We start from the raw sequence: 18,379 nt of genomic DNA, 5'->3' as shown, positions 1-18,379 counted from the left end.
GCCGATTAGGAGCTTACAGGGATGTATTTACTGCGTGTCTCGAGTGCGGTGTATTCTTTCCTTCCACCCCAATAGTAAGTATGGACGAGTGTGCTGCATGAGACTGGATGCCGATTAGGCGCTAACAACAATATATTCACAGATCTTCGCGAGAGCGGTGTATCCTTTCCTGTTGACCCAGAAGTACCTTTAGAGAATTCATAGGGAGTTGCTATTGTGCTAAAGGATATTCGCTATTTACTGGTGTTTGCCAAGGTTGTGGAAAGCGGCTCTTTTAGAGGCGCTTCTTCGGAACTGGATATTTCTGTCGCCAGCGTTAGTTCCTATGTGGCGAGGTTGGAGGAAAGTCTTGGCGTTGCACTCTTGTATCGCAATACCCGCAAGTTGCCCCTGACCGAAGATGGGGAAAAGATTTATAAAACGGCACAGAAGATATTGGATTTGTACGCCGATGGTCTCGGAGAATACAAAGCGCGAGAGGAACGCAGTATCAGTCGGCTTAAAATTGCAATCCCCGCCGTTTTGATCCACAGCCGCTTGCTGAGCAAAATAGTGGGCTTTGTCCGGCGGGATCTGGGTATTCATTTACAAATTCAATGCAGCGACCAGCACGAGGATGTAATTGGCGGTGGTTTCGACTTGGCAATTCGTCTGGGTAATATGCCTGACAGCAATTTGAAAGCGCGTAAGATATTTGAACTAGAGCGGGTGTTAATTGCCAGTGGCGATATGCTGGATCGTTATGGTTTTCCGAGTCATCCTCGCGACCTTGCAGTTTGGCCCTGGATTGGGCTGAAAATGCGGCCCAATCACCGGCGATTTCTGCATCGGCAGCAGGGCGAATATGAAGTTAGCTACGCTCCGGTAGCGACTGTCGACAGTGTTGAAGCGGCTTATCGATTAACGAGCTGCGGCCTGGGACTATCGGCGCCACCTAGATTTCTAATAAGTGCACAGGATGATGTACAAGAATTATTGCCAGACTGGCAGCTTCCGAATTTACCCGCCTATGCAGTTAGACCTTCAAACGGAGTCTCCGAAGGTCCTATACAGAAACTGATTGATTATTTGGCCGATAGTGATACCCAGCTTGCTGCCTGCCATCCTCGCGATTTAACGCAAAAGCTAGCTGCAGAAGCGGTTGATTGTCCCGGAAGGTTCTCAATAGCTCGGTAGAGGCCTCTGCCGTCAAGGTTGGTCACTTGCGGGCAGAGGTTCTTTTATTCATGGGGGAATTTAAAACCTTACTGCGGAATAAATTCCTGAACCATATTTATTCGGGCATTACTGCTTATTTCTACCGGATCTTGCTTTACCGGAGTTGACTCCATGGATGTGTCTTCAGAGGCGTTAACTGTGCGAATAATGCTGGAAATTTCTGGTTTGCAGGAACCGCAGCTGGTACCGCAGCCAAGGGTTTCTCCCAGTGCTTCGACGGTGTTAATGCCTTGGGCGATGGCCTCCTCTATCTGTGGCCGGGAAACCTGGAGGCAGGTACAAATCATCTTCACACCGGGCTTTATGGGATGAAGCAGTTGCCCCGGTGATTCAGGCAGGGGAGTGGCCAGGTAGTTTTCCAGGTGCTGTCGGCTGGGTAATTGGTGCCAGTTTCTACCAGAGAAAATCAGCAGCTTTAAGCTATTATCGTAGGCGATCCAGCGCTGACTTTTAGGGGTAACCAATTCCTGCCAGAACAATTGGGGCTGGTCGTTCATTATCTTGGATGCCAGATCCCGCCCGTGGATAAGTTGGTTCGCGGCAATTTCATAGCGAAAGCCATTTTCCAAGGGGACTCGATACCAGTGCAGGATACTGCTGTCGTTGGACTGCTGTAACCAATCCCATACTCTATCGGCAGTCTCTTCGGCACAGATCATTGTGGCAAAGTATTCAGCTGCCAGGGGACTGACATTGACGGGAACCTGTTTGAATTCAGGTTGACCGGAATAGGGATCAATACTGGAGTCCGCCAGGGCACTGGGCTTGGAATCCTGTGAGAAGGTTTCACTCCAGTGAATGGGGGCAAAGATCTCCCCTCTTTTTTGCCCGCCGTTGAGAGCGGCGCGGCCGACCATTTTAGATGAGGCGCTGTTTAACCGAACTAATTCCCCATCTTTAACCTGGAAGCGAGCGGCATCCTTGGGGTTTATTTGTATTTCCGGCAGTTCGCTGTGATCGAGTAATTTTCTTACCCGCCCGGTTCGGGTCATGGTATGCCACTGGTCGCGCATACGGCCGGTATTGAGCCATATAGGATACTCGCCACTGATCTGCTGTTCCGGAGGCTGCGGCGCTATGGGGATAAAGCGAGCACGCTTGTCCGGGGTAAAAAACTGTCCACTGGTGAATAAGCGTTTGCACCCGGCTGGATGCTCCTGGTTGACCGGCCACTGTACCGGGGCCAGTGCATCGTATTCACTGCGATTGATATTGGCGAGTGCGGAGATATCAAAAGCCCTGGAGCCGTGGTTTTCGAAGCCGGAAAGCTGGGCGTGCTCACGAAAAATATCGGCGGGGTGTGAATAATTAAACTGATCTCCATAACCCAGATGCTGGGCCAGTCCGCACAGGGCTTGCCAGTCGTGGCGAGCTTCTCCCGCTGGGGATAAAAATCCACGTTGCCGAGAGATACGTCGTTCTGCATTGGTGACAGTGCCGTTTTTTTCTCCCCAGCCCGTTGCGGGAAGTAGCAAATCGGCACAGCGAGCGGTATCGGTATTGGCAATGCAGTCGGAGACAATAACCAACGGGCATTTCTGTAGTGCGGCTTTGACTCTATCGGCTTCGGGCATACTGACGGCGGGGTTGGTAGCCATAATCCAAATGGCTTTAATTTTTCCGCTTTCTACCGCGCGGAACATATCCACAGCCTTCATTCCCGGCTTGGTAGCAATTTGATCGGAATTCCAGAATCGTGATACCCGGTCAATATCCTGCTCGTTAAACTCCATATGCGCGGCGAGGGTATTGGCAAGTCCGCCTACCTCGCGTCCACCCATCGCGTTGGGTTGGCCGGTAATAGAAAATGGTCCTGCACCAATTTTGCCCACGCGTCCGGTGGCTAAATGGCAGTTTATGATTGCGTTGTTTTTATCAGTGCCGCTGCTGGACTGATTGATTCCCATGGAATAAAAACTAATGGTCTTTTCTGTTGCTGCAAATGCCTGAAAAAATTCCAATAGTTTTTCGATAGATATGCCACAGGTGGCCGCAGTTAATTCTGGTGACCAGTCTTGAGCCGCAGCTAAGGTATCGGCAAATCCCTGTGTATGATTTTTTATGTAGTCGGTATCTAGATAATAGTGCCGGCTGAGAAAACGCAGAAGTCCATTGAATAGTGCCGCATCAGTGCCGGGTTTAATTGCCAGGTGCAGATCTGCCATTTCACTGGTAGCGCTGCCACGGGGGTCGATAACGACAAGCTTTGCAGCACCTGCCTGCATTCGCTGGAATAAGATCGGATGTGTCCAGGCTGCATTGGAACCGATAAGCACGATAAGTTCAGCCTGTTCCAGATCCTCATAGGAACAGGGTACCGCATCGGCACCAAATGCGCGTTTATATCCCACCACCGCAGAGGCCATACAAAGTCGGGAATTGGTATCAATATTGGCAGAGCCAATAAATCCCTTCATTAACTTGTTGGCTACATAGTAGTCTTCGGTGAGAAGCTGACCGGACAGATAAAAAGCTACCGAGTCAGGGCCATGGTCGTGAATTGTCTGCTTAAAGGCATCGGCCATATAAGACAGTGCGGTATCCCAGTCACAACCTTTTCCGTGTAGGCGAGGGTGCAGGAGACGGCCGTGTTCGCCCAGCGTTTCGCCGAGCGCAGAACCTTTAACGCACAATTTGCCGAAATTTGAAGGGTGCTGGGAATCGCCACTAACAGTAATCGCTGTAGTATTTGCGCGCTCTTCCCTGTTAACCGAAACCCCACAACCGACACCACAATAGGGGCAGGTAGTGCAGGAGCGGTGCGCGCTCAGAAATTCCTGTACTGCCATTACTGTAGCTTATTGTTGCCGATGTAAACCGTGTCCCCACTAAATGCCAGTGGGTAGGTGGCAAGCTTGATATCGCTGTCTTCCATGCAGACTCCATCGCTAAGGCGGAAATGGTTTTTATACAGAGGGGAAGCAATGGTTAATTCCCCTTCCAGTTCCGCAATAATTCCTCTTGCAATCACACCAGCTTGTGCGATTGGGTCCCAGTTGTCAACGGCATAAAGCTGTTGTTCCTGGTCGGGTAAAAAAAACAGGGCGATGCTTCTTTGATAGACAGTTTTAGTCACTGTATTCAAAGCCTCCATTGGGTATATGGAGGTATCGCCCCAAAGCGCACATACCCCAGAGTTGGTGACCAAATCTGATCGCTGACAGATTGGAGACCATTGGGGGTGGGTTATGGCAACTGAATTTGAGGGAGTTTCTTGCAGGGCAGACAGGCTCATAATAATTTCCTCACAATGGATGGAAAGGATTCAAAAGCAATTTATTAATAAAGGTATAACCGACGGCTTGCGCCGCCGGGTGAAGCGTTAGGCGGATTCGGCTGTTTCCATTAGCTCGCCAGTGGTTGCCGGACGCGGTTGTCCACGCTCCTTAACGAAAACAATCTTTTCATCGGTTTCGTTGCTATTGACGAATTGACGGAAGCGCTTGAGTTTTTCCGGATCGTTAATGGCTGTTTTCCATTCGCACTGGTAGGTGTCTACTACTCGGGCCATCTGGGCTTCAAGCTCAGCACAAATCCCCAGCTTGTCATCGATAATGACTTCGCGCAGGTAATCCAGGCCGCCGTCAAGATTTTCCAGCCACACAGATGTACGCTGTAATTTATCGGCGGTGCGCACATAGAACATCAGGAAACGGTCGATATAACGGATAAGAGTTTCGTCATCCAGGTCGGTGGCGAACAAATCTGCATGGCGGGGGCGCATGCCGCCGTTGCCACAAACAAATAGATTCCAACCTTTTTCAGTGGCGATAACCCCGACATCTTTGCTTTGAGCCTCAGCGCATTCACGGGTACAGCCGGAAACAGCCATTTTTATTTTGTGTGGAGAGCGCAGTCCCTTGTAACGGTTTTCTACGTGAAGGGCCATTGAAACACTGTCCTGAACCCCAAAGCGGCACCAGGTGCTGCCAACACAAGACTTAACTGTGCGCAGGGATTTGCCGTAGGCATGGCCGGTTTCAAATCCGGCATCAATCAGCTCTCGCCAAATTTCCGGTAGCTGTTCCAGGCGCGCGCCAAACAAGTCGATACGCTGGCCACCGGTAATTTTGGTATAGAGATTGTAGCGTTTGGCCACTTCACCGATCACTATTAATTTTTCCGGTGTGATCTCGCCGCCGGGAATACGCGGAACTACAGAATAGCTACCGTTTTTCTGCATATTCGCCATAAAAGTATCGTTGGTGTCCTGTAAGCCGACGTGAGTCTGCTCCAGAATATGTTCATTCCACAGGGAGGCAAATATGGATGCGGCCGCAGGTTTACAAATTTCACAGCCGCGCCCTGAACCGTGTTTGCTTAATAATTCACTAAAGGTTTTAATTTCTTCCACCTGGATAATGTGGAATAACTCCTGGCGGGAAAAGGGGAAGTGCACACATAAGTGATTGTTCACTTCCATGCCGAGCGCCGCTAGCTCTTCATCGACAATATTTTTCAGTAGCCCAGCGCAACCACCGCAACCTGTAGATGCTTTTGTTGCATCCTTAACATCAGCCAGTGAGTGGCAGCCTCCGGCAACGGCGTCGATAATTTGGCCTTTGCTTACATTGTGGCAGGAACACACGGTAGCCGAAGCGGGAAGTGCAGCAGCACCCAGCCCGGGAGCGGCGCCATCGGTTGCCGGTAAAATTAATTGTTCCGGGTGTTCGGGCAGATCAATATCGTTGAGGTGATATTGCAGCAGGGTATCGTAGTCATCCGTATCTCCTACCATTACCGCGCCCAGGAGCTTTTTTCCCTCGCTATCGGTGATCATACGTTTGTAAACGCCGCTCTGCTCGTCTACAAAAGTAATAGCGGCAGCGCCGTCGGTGCGACCATGGGCGTCGCCAATAGAACCGACCTGTACGCCCAGGAGTTTCAGTTTGGTGCTCATGTCAGCACCGTTAAAGCTTTCCTCTCCACCGGTCAGTTGAGCGACAGCAGTACGCGCCATGCTGTAACCGGGAGCGACCAGGCCAAAAATTTTCTGATCGTAAAGCGCGCATTCGCCGATAGCGAAAATATTCGGGTCTGAAGTACGGCAGTTGCTGTCAATTATGATCCCGCCGCGTTCGCCAACTTCCAGCCCGCTGGATTTTGCCAGTTCATCCTGGGGGCGAATGCCTGCGGAGAAAACAATCATATCGGTAAGCAGTTCTTTATCTCCCTTGAACTGCATACGCAGGCGGCCGTCTACTTCTTCAATCAATTCCGTGGCGGTACTGGTGTGTACCTGAACCCCGAGTGCTTCAATTTTTGTTCTTAATAGGGCTGAACCACCTTCATCCAGTTGAGTGGCCATAAGGCCTGGGGCGAACTCGACAACGTGGGCTTCAAGTCCCAGGGCTCTCAGGGCATTGGCGGCTTCCAGGCCCAGTAGGCCACCACCGACAACTACACCACTTTTTGCGTTGGCGGCAATCGAGCGAATGGAGTCGAGATCTTCCAGGGTTCGATATACAAAGCAGCTCGGGTGTTGGTGTCCGGGTATTGGTGGGACAAATGGGTAGGAGCCAGTGGCGAGTATTAATTGATCGTAAGAGTGGCAGGCTCCACTTGCCGCAGTAATTGTTTTATTGTCTCGATCAATTTGCACCACCTTGTCATTGAGCAGGATATTAAAACCCCACTGCTGATACTGCTCCAGGTCTCCCATGGACAGGTCTTCAGCTGTGCGCCCGGCAAAGTATTCGGAAAGGTGGACCCGGTCATAAGCGGGACGGGGCTCTGCACAGAATATGGTGATATCAAACTGGTTGGCATGTTGATGGTTGGCGAGCTGTTCCAGGAAATGGTGCCCGACCATACCGTTGCCAATCACAATCAGCTTTTGAGGTTTAACATTTGCCTTCATTTACAATCCTGCCGTCTCAATTCGTTTTACTCGGCAGGAAGAGGGCCCATCTGAAATGGCAAGGGCGTCTCCTCTTCTGCCGAAGAGTACAGGCGCCGTTGCCTCGTAATGGGGGGATAAATTGTTGGTAATTAAATACATTCAATCTCTATGCCAATTTTATTTTTAGTAATAAAGGGGGTTTGGCCTGATTGTCCACAATTTTTGCGACAAAGTGGTGCATTTAATTAATTTTCTGCGCTGTAAATGTGCTTATTCAAATCTTATGTATTAGCGCCAAAAGAAGTAGAGCAGATGAGAGAGCAGTAGAATTAAAGTTAGTAGCTGCCAGACAAGAACCGGATTTCTTTCTAGCAGGGGGCGGCTTTGGGGGGCTTTAAAATCTGGGCTGGGAGATTGCAGATCCTGGATAAATTCTGACAATGCGTTGTAGCGCTTTTTAGGATCAGGAGCACAAGCCTTTTGTAGGGCGCTATCAATCCAGTAGGGAATATCTTTGCGGTGTGCGGATGCGCGAGTAAAGCGCATTTGGCTATAGCTCTTTAAACGGTAGTGGTAGCTGCCAAAGCGCTCGGGATAGGGATATTTGCCCGTGAGCAACTCATAAGCAATGACTCCCAGGGAAAAGATGTCTGATCGATGGCTGGCGCTATCCCCAAAAAAGAATTCCGGGGCTGCGTAATTTTTACTACCGGGTGCAGTTTCACCAGAGAGATGTAATTGCTCTCGGAGCCCTGGGCCATCGGCACCACCGAGATCAATGATTACCAAGCGCCCGTCATTGCGCATCATAATATTCTCCGGCTTGAGATCGCCGTGAACGATCTCCAACCGCTGTAAACTTCGCAACGCACTAACCAGTTGTCCCATTAGCTCCCGCACTTGGGGAATTTGAGGTTGTGGATGTAATTGCATCCACTGACGTAAAGTCTGTCCTTCGATGTATTCGAGAATATGATAGAGGCAGTGCCTTTCAGAGGTCGGAGCGAAAACCCTAATAATTCCTGGGTGGGAGATTCGTCGCCCGGTCCACTCCTCAGCAACAAATCGTTCGATGTAGTGGGGGTCATCACAGAAATTAACCGAGGGAGTTTTTATCACTCGCAATGCTTCGGTATTGAGGTCCCGGGCAAGATAGAGATGGCTGCGACTGCTGGCATGTAATTCCTGTAAAACAAGGAAGTTGTCGAGCTTTTGGCCTGGGCACAGATCAGGTGCGAACGGGAGTTCGCGATTGCGCATGGCCAATTCATCGCACTGGGGCAGCCCTACATAATTTACTCGGCAAGTGACAGCAGTCAGGTTATCGGTGGAGCCCGCTTTCAGAGCAGCATCAATAAGCCCTTGTGGTGTTGAGCTGGAAAAGTTAAGCAATCGCTCAATCATCTCCGTCTCAGGCAGAAAATCGTGAATACCATCGCTACTCACCAGGAATATATCCCCGGGCTGTAATTCCTCACAGCGGTAGTCCACCTCAATATGGGCATCCATTCCCAGGGCGCGACTCAAAAACGTGCGTCCAGGTCCAAGGCTGTGGCTGTGATCGCTACTCAGGCACTCTAATTTCCTGTCGCGGAGCCGGTAGATCCGGGAATCGCCGATGTGGACCAGATGTGCGCTGGTGCCTTTGAAAATAACGGCAGAAAAAGTGGTCAACCAACCTCGTTTAATTTCGGCACTTCCACCACTTTGTCGAAACAGCCAGCTATTGAGCGAGTGCAAAACCCGCGCAACAGCGTGCTTTGTCGACCAGGTTTGCGGGGTGCTGTAATAATCGGAAAAGAATCCATTGATGGCAGCGCGGGCTGCTTCACCGCCGGCTTCTGCATTGGCAACACCGTCGGCTACTGCGGCAAGGCTGCCGTGGCGCTGTAATTCAGCGCCTTCGGGAAGCCGCACTGCGCAGGCGTCGTCATTGTGTTGGCGAAGTCCGGTGCAGGAGGCAGTGAACAGTTGCAGGGCATCTTCTTTATTGCCCTGCGAACTGTCACTGGCAGCGAGCCCGGATTCTTTGGTGCTCGCTGCAGTGGGTAGATCGTTATTAGGCAACATCGATCATGGATACGCTGCCATCGGGGTGTACTTCTGCCATTTGTCCCTCCGGTTCTTCCAGTAGAAGCAGGGCGGCAAAGCCGAGCAATGCGGTAGCGCAGATTACCAGGAAAAAGGTCTGGTAAGACACCATGCTGAGAACGGTGAGATAGAAAACGGCTCCGACATTGCCGTAGGCGCCAGTCATGCCGGCAATCTGCCCGGTTAGGCGGCGTTTGATCAAGGGCACCACTGCGAATACAGCGCCTTCACCAGCTTGCACAAAGAAGGAACAGGCCATGGCAGCGGCGACCGCCAGGTACAGGGGCCACTCGGCATCGATCATGCTCATAGTGAAGTAACCCAGAGCCAGGCCAGCGGTGAGGATCAGCAGGGTAGGTTTGCGGCCCCAGCGGTCGCTAATCAATCCGCCGGCAGGGCGTGACATGAGGTTCATAAAGGCATAGGCGGAGGCCAGCAAGCCAGCTTTTACCGGGTCTAGTGTAAAGGTCTCGGAGAAGAATAAGGGCAGCATAGAAACCACAGCCAATTCGGAACCGAAAGTCGCGAAGTAGAGCAGGTTCAAAACAGCTACTTGCTTAAACTTATAGCGGTGTACCGGTGCGGGTGGGTTGCTGAGCACTTCGCGGTTAATACTGTAGGTTTTATACGCGTCCAGAAGGTACAGTAGTACCAGGCCTGCATAGATCAGGTTGGCGGTAAGGTTGGATATTAATGCAACGCCGCTGGATAATTTCCAGGTTAGCAGAGCCAGTGCCGCATACATGGGCACTTTCATCACTAGAAGCAGGATAAAATCCCCGGGGCTGGTGACTTCCATAGCGCCAATTTTTTTGGGTTTGAAATAGGTTGATCCCTTGGGCGTATCAGTCACAGAGAAGTAATAAACTACGCTGTAAACCAGTGCGATTGCGCCGGTGAGGCCAATGGCATAGCGCCAGCCGTCGTCACCGCCAAAAAACAGGGCGATAGTGGGCAGGGACATGGCTGCTGCAGCTGAGCCAAAATTTCCCCATCCCCCGTAAATACCCTCTGCGGTACCCAGCTGTCGAGCCGGGAACCATTCGGATACCATGCGGATACCTACGACAAAACCTGCACCAATAAAGCCCAAAAGGAATCGGCCAATGGCTGCCTGCACAAAATTGTCTGCCAGGGCAAAAATAAAGCAAGGCACACTGCCGATTGCCAGTAATAGCGAATAGGTGAGTCTGGGGCCATATTTATCAGTGAGCATCCCTATCACAATACGCGCGGGAATTGTCAGGGCCACATTTAAAATAAGTAGGGTTTTGACCTGGTCTGGTGTTAATGAAAGGCTTTTCGCAATTGCCATTAACAATGGTGCGTGGTTAAACCAGGCAAAGAAAGTGATAAAGAAAGCCACCCAGGTTAGGTGGAGCACTTTTATCTTCCCGCGGAACGAGAATAGATTGAGTGAGTCACTGGACATGCGCATTTCCTTTGTTTGCTAATTCCGCAGGCACAAAAAAAGCCCAAAGCTGCAGCCGCTTGACTGCAGACGATGGACTTCGTTGCCCGTTATATTCGGCGAACAACCGCTTCACCGCGCTGATGCGCCTGAGGGAAGGCAATTGCATCATCGAATTATTTCCATTCAATTAATGTGCCACTATTTTTTTGCGAGCAGGAAATCCACCGTTTGCCGGTAGAGGTCTGGACGATAGGCTTCTGCTGCACGAAGTGTCGAGCTCCCCAGATCTGAATACATCTCCAGTAGCTGCCGTGCTTTTTCCTGAGTTGGACGCCCACAGTCGTTATCAATATGGGCAAAGAGGTGCCAGCCGGGATTGGCGAGGATTTCCCGGTCTCGGTGGTAGAGAATCTGGTCATTGAGAGAGCGTTGAATCAGATCCTCAGGCAGGTTGAGGTATTGCCCCAGGGACAAGAGCTTGGCAGCTTCGGCTCTGTTTGCGCGTGCGGCAAGCCAAGTGCAGGCTTTGAGAAGAGCGGCCCTTAGGGCCAAGTGGGTTGCAGGGTTGGCTTGGTGCCAGCTTTCAGTGACTGTCAGCACTTTTTCCGGCATAGCTGGCAGCAGTGTATTACAGGCTGCAATGACCACTCCGGACCCTTTGTGGGCGGCCAGGGAGTTCCAGGGTTCGCCTACACAATAGCCATCGATAACGCCACTGTGGAGGTTTTCCAGCATTTGTTCAGGCGGTAATACCACCAGTTTTATATCCCGATCCGGGTCGATATCGACGGAGCGCAACCAGTACCTTAATTGCAAGCTATGGCTTGAAAATGGATAAACTGTGGCGAGTCTGACAGTAGGAGGGTGTTTATTGCCGTGCAGATAGCGCTTAAGTGCCAAGGCGATATCACTTTGAGAGTCACCTTCGCAGTAATTTTGCAGGCGTTCAAATAATTCTGCGGAAAGGGTAATAGCGTTACCGTTGCAGCTGAGAATTAACCCACTCAATAACCGTTCGCGGCAATTGGGCAAAGCTTGTTCCAGTGTCAGGGGCATAGGAGCGAGCATTGCTGCAGCATCTGCCTTGCGCGCAATTAACTTGTCTCGCAGGGTGGCCCAGCTTGTTTCTTTTTGCAGCTGTACTTTTAATCCATATTCTTGGAAGTAGCCTAGTTCCTTGGCGACAATCAGCGGTGCGCTGTCGGTCAGGCGCAGGTAAAGCAGTTTGATGGTCTTTTTTTCCGGGCACAGAAGGGCTGACATCGGTACTCTAATGCTCTTTCTGAAAATATTGGATAACTTGCTCGGCAACTGTATGGATGGTTGAGTTGCTGTTCATCGCGAGATTGCGCAAGGTCTTATGGGCATCCTCTTCACTGAGGTTCTTCTTGGCCATTAATAGCCCTTTGGCCCGCTCGATAGCTTTTCGCTCTGTGAGTTGCTGCTGGGTACGCTCGAGAGACTGACGCAATTGCTGGAAATGTTTAAATTGTGCCATAGCGATTTCTATCGCTGGTGCCACGCGCTCAGGGGTCATTCCCTCGGCCATATAAGCGCTTACCCCGGAGTCGACTGCGCGGCTAATGAAGTCTGCGTTGCCGCTACTTGAAAACATGGCCACCGGAGTCGGCGCCTCACGATTAACTATGGCCAGGCTTTCCAGGATATCCCTGTCTGGGGATTCGATATCTATCAACACAATATCCGGACGGTATTTTTCCACCTGGAAAAGAAGTCCCTCAGCACTGTTGATCTGGGCAAGAATACTGTAGCCAGCAGCACGTAATCGCTCACAAACCAAGTGAGCTCGCTCGGGATTGTCATCGACCAGCATGATTCCAGGGCTTGGATTAGTCACAATTTACTGCGGCACTCATCTAATAATTTTTATTGGGCTTTACCAACTTTTAATCAATAGTTGTGCCAAATACGCAGGAGTGGGGGAGTGGGTGTATGTCTCTAATTCCATGAGATAAATCTGGTGTTATTGCTTTTTCCTGGTGCGACATTCTGCGGATATTGTTTTTTTTGCACAAGTAGGGGGCCAGTGCATATTTTTAAGGCGGAAAAGTGTGACTTGGTACTATGAAGGCAAAATCATCTGCACAATTATGGTTTGCGTGAATAGACTGTCATATGGCGCGTTATTTTTTATTATAGATGTAATGTGATAACTGTCTTTGTCGATAATATTCCGCTAGCATGATGTGTTTGGTGATCTATTTGTGGGTATTAAAAATAGTCGGTAATACCTAAATTTTTGTAGCTTTCTGTTTGTTTGTAGGTGCTCGCTCCGCTGTGGGGATTTTTTTGGATTGAAAATTCATAGTGAATTGAGCGGTAAGGCCATTCAAAAAGGGAAGTTTATATATTTTGGACGAGCAAGTAGCAATTTGGCTTCAGGGAAAAAGGTTTCGAGCGAGACTGATTCTTACTTATTTCTCTCAGGTCTATATAGCCATTTCAGGATATATAGTCTTATAAATTTCACCAATTACGGCTATCAGGTTATCCCTCTTTTCATCCCCTTTGACGACGTTTACACTCGATCTGTTTATAAATTGGGCAATCCAATACTTTTTGAGGTAGATGTAGCTGTAAGTTCATAAAATCAACTAAGAGGGGCACGGCGGTGATTATAGCCATACCTAGAGAGACCGCAGAGGGAGAAGCACGTGTTGCAGCAACTCCCGATAGCGTAAGACGATTACGCGATTTGGGTTTTTCCGTTGCGGTGGAGAAGGGGGCTGGTAATAGGGCCAGTTTTACTGATGAAGCTTATGCTGAAGCCGGTGCAGAAATCCGTGAGGATATGCAACAGTGCCTGGCTGATGCGAGCATAGTATTAAAAGTACAAGCACCAACTGATCAAGAGTTGGCCCTGATTCCCAAAGGGGCTACGCTGATCGCCTTTCTGAAGCCGGCACAAAATGCCGAATTCCTACAGAAGCTCGCCGAACGCGATATCAATGCGCTAGCGGTCGAGTCGATTCCAAGAATTTCCCGCGCGCAAAAAATGGATGCGCTCAGCTCCATGGCAAACATTGCCGGCTATCGTGCGGTTGTGGAGGCTGCCCATAATTTCGGTCGCTTCTTTACCGGGCAGATCACAGCTGCAGGAAAAATTCCCCCGGCAAAAGTACTCGTTATTGGCGCTGGTGTAGCGGGGCTCTCAGCGATAGGGACGGCAAAAAGTATGGGCGCCATAGTGCGGGCCTTTGATACCCGTGCTGAAGTGCGAGAGCAAGTGGAATCCATGGGAGCTGAATTCCTTACCGTAGAAATTGAAGAAGAAGGCTCGGGCTCCGGTGGTTATGCCAAGGAGATGTCCAAGGAATTTATCGAAGCTGAAATGGCGCTGTTCCGCGAGCAGGCCAAAGAAGTGGATATTGTGATCACTACTGCCCTAATTCCGGGAAAACCCGCTCCGAAATTATGGCTTGCTGATATGGTTGACAGTATGCCTAAGGGTTCTGTCGTTGTGGATTTAGCGGCAGAAATGGGCGGTAACTGTGACTATACAGTGCCCCATGAAAAAGTGGAGCAGAACGGCGTCACTATTCTTGGTTATACCAATCTTCCCAGTCGAGCAGCGGCACAATCCTCGCGCCTGTATTCAACCAACCTTGCTCACCTGCTTGGGGAGCTGACTCCAGAGAAAGATGGTGAGATTAATCTCAATTTTGATGATGAAGTGATTCGTGGAGCCACAGTAGTTAAATCCGGTGAGATTACCTGGCCTCCACCCGCACCAAAAATTTCTGCTCAACCCAAGCCATCGGCGAAAGCTACTGAAGAAGTGAAAATTGTTGAGGAGAAAGCTGAGAAACGAAAATCTCCCGTATCTATTTTTGCATTTTGGGCGATTGCGGCAATCTTATTGTTGTGGTTGGGGCGTGTGGCACCTCCTGATTTCGTCTCGCACTTTACCGTATTTGTCCTGGCAATATTTGTTGGCTGGCAAGTGATTTGGAATGTTACCCATGCGCTACACACTCCGCTAATGAGTGTTACTAATGCAATTTCCGGCATTGTGGTTGTTGGTGCATTAGTACAGCTTGGGATTGCCAATTCGGGTTTGGTGAGCCTGCTTGCTTTCATTGGCGTATTGGTGGCCAGTATTAATATATTCGGTGGTTTCTTTGTGACCTACCGTATGCTGAAAATGTTTCGCCGGTAAGGGGGGGAGAGAGTGATGAACGGTATGATTGCAATGGCTTATCTCTTCTCCGCAGTGATGTTTATCTTGAGCCTGGGAGGTTTATCCAGTCACGAAACTGCGCGCAGGGGAAATATTTACGGCATGGTGGGAATGGCAGTTGCCATTATCGCCACTATTGCTGGAGTGGCCGCCGGGGCTTACTGGATGGTCGCTATCGCCATGATCGTCGGTGCGGTGATTGGTTTGGCTCTGGCCAAGCGTGTGGCTATGACTCAAATGCCACAAATGGTGGCTTTGCTACATAGCTTCGTCGGCTTGGCTGCGGTATTAATTGGTTGGGGCGGTTTCCTCGATCCGGTTGTGGAGTTACACGGGGCTGCTCATGTTGTCCACAGCACTGAGATATACCTGGGTGTATTTATTGGGGCAATTACCCTGACCGGTTCTTTGGTTGCTTTTTGTAAGTTGCAGGGATTGGTTTCCGGGAAACCATTAATGCTACCGGCCCGGCACTGGCTTAACTTGATTGCCATTTTGGCCTGTATTGTTCTGGGTGTGTTGTTTGTACCGGCAGATGTGCATGCGGGTACGGTTATTAACTTGCTGATAATGACCTCAATTGCATTGCTGTTAGGTATTCACCTTGTGGCGGCTATTGGCGGCGCTGATATGCCGGTGGTTATATCCATGTTGAACAGCTACTCCGGTTGGGCCGCTGCCGCTACCGGATTTATGCTGGGCAATGACCTGTTAATTGTAGTGGGCGCCCTGGTGGGTTCTTCCGGTGCCATCCTGAGTTACATCATGTGCCGGGGAATGAATCGCTCTTTTATCAGCGTTATTCTCGGTGGATTTGGCTCTGATGGTGGTGAAGTTTCCGATGAGGAAGTCGATGGTGAAGTAATTGCCATTGATCAGCAGGAGCTTGCGGATGAACTGGATGCGGCGGACAGTATCATTATTGTTCCCGGATTCGGAATGGCGGTAGCCCATGCCCAGCAGGCTGTTAGTGACTTGACCGATCGCTTGAGAAAGGCAGGTAAAACAGTGCGCTTTGGTATTCACCCGGTAGCGGGGCGTCTCCCCGGACATATGAATGTTCTCTTGGCCGAGGCCAATGTCCCCTACGATATTGTCCTGGAGATGGATGAGATTAATCCGGATTTCCCCACAACGGACTTGGTTTTGGTGATCGGTGCAAACGACACAGTAAACCCGGATGCTGTGGAAAAACCGGGCTCGCCTATTGCGGGTATGCCGGTTTTGGAAGTTTGGAAGGCGGGTAAGGTTGTTATCCTCAAACGCTCTATGGCTTCCGGGTATGCGGGAGTTGCTAACCCGCTGTTTTACAAAGAAAACTCACGTATGCTGTTCGGTGATGCAAAAGATAGTTTGCAGGGGGTTTTGGGTAAAGTCGGCAATTAGTTGCTGACTCGGGTTAATAATAGTAATTAACCTATTTTGTACTGAAAGGCCTGGTGGGGTACAAATTGTGATGTGCCGCTTCAGGCCTTTCTGTATTTTGGTTTAGCAATTTCTTTTGATGAAAAACTTGGTTATCGAACCCTTTTTCAAATAGTGGTAGGCTCCACCGCTTTACATATCTTTACTAATAAAAAGGTTAATAGGAGTTTGGGGATGGAAATCCGTCTACGTAAGCTAGCTTTAGCAGGGGTTGTTACTCTGGGAGCTTTAGGCTTGGCAGCCTGCGGGGGAGGCGGAGGTGCCTCTGACTCTGTTAGTGGTGGTGGCTCTGAGGTGCCGACAGCCGTTGGTGGTACTTGGGAAGAAGGTAATTTCCTGCCCGCCTCAACTTATGCGAGCCGATGTGTTGCTCCTCGCAGTGGTACTAACCCTGCTACGGGCTCTAAATATACAGAAGTAGCGGGTACTCGCGAAGATGAGAATAATTGGCTGCGCTCAATGAGCAATGATCTCTACTTGTGGTACGACGAGATTGATGACCAAAATCCAGCCGACTTTGATGATTCTTTAGCTTATTTCGAAGAGCTAAGAACTTTCGCTCTAACTCCCTCCGGTCGAGAGAAGGACCGCTTCCATTATACGGTTCCGTCAGATGAGTGGTATTCACAAACTGAATCTGGTGTGTATGTAGGTTATGGTGTCCAGTGGGCCCTACTTTCCGATCAGCCGCCACGTAAAGCGGTAGTCGCTTATCTGGATGAGGAAAACGGTGGTAATCTGCCGGATATTATCACCCGCGGTGCAGAAGTTATCAGCGTGGACGGCGTTGATCTGGCTTACGGCGATGATGTTGATACCTTAAATTACGGTATGTGGCCGGAGAGTGCTGGAGAGTCCCACGTATTTGAAATAAGACCTTTGGGTTCCTCGGCGATTGAGACTGTCACTTTGGTAGCATCGCCGGTGCAATCTGATCCTGTTCAATATGTCAAAACTGAAGTGACGGATTCGGGGCGCAAAGTTGGTTATATGTTGTTTAATGATCATATTGCAACAGCGGAAGCGGAGTTGATTAATGCAGTTACTCAGCTCGAATCTGAGTCTGTTGACGATTTGATTCTGGATCTGCGCTATAACGGTGGAGGTTATCTCAGTATCGCTGCGGAATTAGCCTATATGGTTGCCGGTGATATTACTGCGGGACAAATATTTGAAATGTCCCAATTTAATGATCAACACCCGGAAACAAACCCTGTTACCGGGGCGCCGCTGGATGGGACTCCATTTTACTCAACTGGACTGGGTATTATTGATGAATCTTTATTCGGTAAAGAATTGCCGACTTTGAACTTATCGCGACTGTTTGTCCTAACCAGTGAAAATACCTGCTCCGCCAGTGAGGCCATTATCAATGGTTTGCGCGGCATTGATATCGAGGTTATTCAGATTGGTGAGACCACCTGCGGCAAGCCCTATGGTTTTTATCCGCTGGATAACTGCGGCACCACCTATTTTACTATCCAATTCTCCGGTGCAAATGCAAAAGGCTTTGGTGATTACTCCGACGGCTTTGTGCCCAATGGTAATTACGGTACTGATGCTGATTTGCCTGGGTGTGTGATCGGTGACGACTTTGATAATTCCCTGGGCGATGTGAATGAGGCGCGCTTTGCCACTGCATTGAATTACATTGAGACTGGCGAATGTGGAGATATTGCCGTTAGCGCATTCTCCATTTCCGATGAAAGCGAGGGTGCCCCCGCTTTCAATGCACGAGTGACCAAGGAAGTCTCTCGCAGTAACCGCATAATGGTGAAATAAAATGAAAAAGGCAGCTTTGACTAAACTTTGTGGTTTTGCATTAGTGTGTCTTGGCTGCTCCTCCCAGCAAAATATTGAAACTGCACAACCGGCACTGTTACAGGAAACGAGCCCGGAGATTCAGGGCAAGTTGCAGGTGGCAGTTTCGCAAGCGCTGGGCGGGGTTAATGTGACCCTGGGCCCGAGGGTGTTTGTGGACGATACTATTTTGGTGATTGAGAATGATCCCAAAAAGATGGCTCTGATTGGCCGGGATATGGGGCGGCCGATCAAGTTTCAATTAGTCGGCAATGGTGAGAAATGCTGGTTGAGGCGACTGTCCAATGGAGAATCCTGGGAGTTGCCTGTGATGTGTAAGCCAGTTTCCACTGGTTGAGAAAAGAAAGGGGAGCATTAGCTCCCCTTT

The 18,379-nt window shown here is 49.9% G+C and carries 12 protein-coding genes; 5 read left to right on the top strand and 7 right to left on the bottom strand.

Annotated features, from left to right (window positions below; translation table 11 throughout):
• The first annotated feature begins 216 nt into the window (after window positions 1–216).
• Entirely contained in the window at window positions 217–1,176 is a 960-nt protein-coding gene (locus tag ACJJI4_RS16685) for a LysR family transcriptional regulator (protein ID WP_444925845.1), read from the top strand.
• A gap of 68 nt (window positions 1,177–1,244) precedes the next feature.
• Here ACJJI4_RS16685 and ACJJI4_RS16680 read toward each other — a convergent pair whose 3' ends face one another.
• The 7 genes from ACJJI4_RS16680 to ACJJI4_RS16650 form a co-directional block, all read right to left on the bottom strand.
• On the bottom strand, window positions 1,245–4,007 hold the full coding sequence (locus ACJJI4_RS16680) for a nitrate reductase (RefSeq protein ID WP_444925844.1): 2,763 nt from the start codon (window positions 4,005–4,007) through the stop codon (window positions 1,245–1,247).
• Window positions 4,007–4,453, bottom strand: a complete 447-nt coding sequence (gene nirD / locus ACJJI4_RS16675; protein WP_444925843.1) for a nitrite reductase small subunit NirD — start codon at window positions 4,451–4,453, stop codon at window positions 4,007–4,009. Before nirD ends, ACJJI4_RS16680 begins: the two co-directional genes overlap by 1 nt.
• Window positions 4,454–4,540: 87 nt before the next feature.
• A complete protein-coding gene (gene nirB, locus ACJJI4_RS16670) occupies window positions 4,541–7,078 on the bottom strand; it encodes a nitrite reductase large subunit NirB (protein WP_444925842.1) in 2,538 nt (845 codons plus the stop codon).
• A gap of 270 nt (window positions 7,079–7,348) precedes the next feature.
• Window positions 7,349–9,130, bottom strand: coding sequence for a bifunctional protein-serine/threonine kinase/phosphatase (locus ACJJI4_RS16665; protein WP_444925841.1), 1,782 nt, complete (start codon window positions 9,128–9,130; stop codon window positions 7,349–7,351).
• Window positions 9,120–10,583 (bottom strand): NarK family nitrate/nitrite MFS transporter, encoded by a 1,464-nt coding sequence (locus tag ACJJI4_RS16660; protein WP_444907336.1) that lies wholly within the window; start codon window positions 10,581–10,583, stop codon window positions 9,120–9,122. The genes ACJJI4_RS16665 and ACJJI4_RS16660 overlap by 11 nt, the downstream gene beginning before the upstream one ends.
• Window positions 10,584–10,763: 180 nt before the next feature.
• Window positions 10,764–11,828, bottom strand: a complete 1,065-nt coding sequence (locus ACJJI4_RS16655) for a CmpA/NrtA family ABC transporter substrate-binding protein (protein WP_444925840.1) — start codon at window positions 11,826–11,828, stop codon at window positions 10,764–10,766.
• A 7-nt stretch (window positions 11,829–11,835) separates the two neighbouring features.
• Complete coding sequence (locus ACJJI4_RS16650; protein WP_413663235.1) at window positions 11,836–12,423, bottom strand: ANTAR domain-containing response regulator; 588 nt, start codon at window positions 12,421–12,423, stop codon at window positions 11,836–11,838.
• A 774-nt stretch (window positions 12,424–13,197) separates the two neighbouring features.
• Between ACJJI4_RS16650 and ACJJI4_RS16645 the strand changes: the two genes are divergently transcribed.
• The 4 genes from ACJJI4_RS16645 (at window position 13,198) to ACJJI4_RS16630 (ending at window position 18,349) form a co-directional block, all read left to right on the top strand.
• Window positions 13,198–14,745, top strand: coding sequence for a Re/Si-specific NAD(P)(+) transhydrogenase subunit alpha (locus tag ACJJI4_RS16645; RefSeq protein WP_444925839.1), 1,548 nt, complete (start codon window positions 13,198–13,200; stop codon window positions 14,743–14,745).
• Between the two features lie 15 nt (window positions 14,746–14,760).
• Complete coding sequence (gene pntB / locus ACJJI4_RS16640) at window positions 14,761–16,152, top strand: Re/Si-specific NAD(P)(+) transhydrogenase subunit beta (protein WP_444925838.1); 1,392 nt, start codon at window positions 14,761–14,763, stop codon at window positions 16,150–16,152.
• 213 nt (window positions 16,153–16,365) lie between these two features.
• Complete coding sequence (locus ACJJI4_RS16635; RefSeq protein WP_444925837.1) at window positions 16,366–17,973, top strand: S41 family peptidase; 1,608 nt, start codon at window positions 16,366–16,368, stop codon at window positions 17,971–17,973.
• A gap of 1 nt (window position 17,974) precedes the next feature.
• Window positions 17,975–18,349, top strand: coding sequence for a hypothetical protein (locus tag ACJJI4_RS16630; protein WP_444925836.1), 375 nt, complete (start codon window positions 17,975–17,977; stop codon window positions 18,347–18,349).
• Window positions 18,350–18,379 lie beyond the last annotated feature (30 nt).

The organism is Microbulbifer maximicatervae (SeqCode) (assembly GCF_052467305.1).
Note: the sequence above shows the minus strand (reverse complement) of the source record. Positions and strands in the feature narration are given on the sequence as shown.

Coding starts and splice junctions, on each gene's coding strand:
- ACJJI4_RS16680 (WP_444925844.1), bottom strand. CDS start 4,007: ATGGCAGTACAGGAATTTCTGAGCGCGCACCGCTCCTGCACTACCTGC.
- nirD (WP_444925843.1), bottom strand. CDS start 4,453: ATGAGCCTGTCTGCCCTGCAAGAAACTCCCTCAAATTCAGTTGCCATA.
- nirB (WP_444925842.1), bottom strand. CDS start 7,078: ATGAAGGCAAATGTTAAACCTCAAAAGCTGATTGTGATTGGCAACGGT.
- ACJJI4_RS16665 (WP_444925841.1), bottom strand. CDS start 9,130: ATGTTGCCTAATAACGATCTACCCACTGCAGCGAGCACCAAAGAATCC.
- ACJJI4_RS16660 (WP_444907336.1), bottom strand. CDS start 10,583: ATGTCCAGTGACTCACTCAATCTATTCTCGTTCCGCGGGAAGATAAAA.
- ACJJI4_RS16655 (WP_444925840.1), bottom strand. CDS start 11,828: ATGTCAGCCCTTCTGTGCCCGGAAAAAAAGACCATCAAACTGCTTTAC.
- pntB (WP_444925838.1), top strand. CDS start 14,761: ATGAACGGTATGATTGCAATGGCTTATCTCTTCTCCGCAGTGATGTTT.
- ACJJI4_RS16635 (WP_444925837.1), top strand. CDS start 16,366: ATGGAAATCCGTCTACGTAAGCTAGCTTTAGCAGGGGTTGTTACTCTG.
- ACJJI4_RS16630 (WP_444925836.1), top strand. CDS start 17,975: ATGAAAAAGGCAGCTTTGACTAAACTTTGTGGTTTTGCATTAGTGTGT.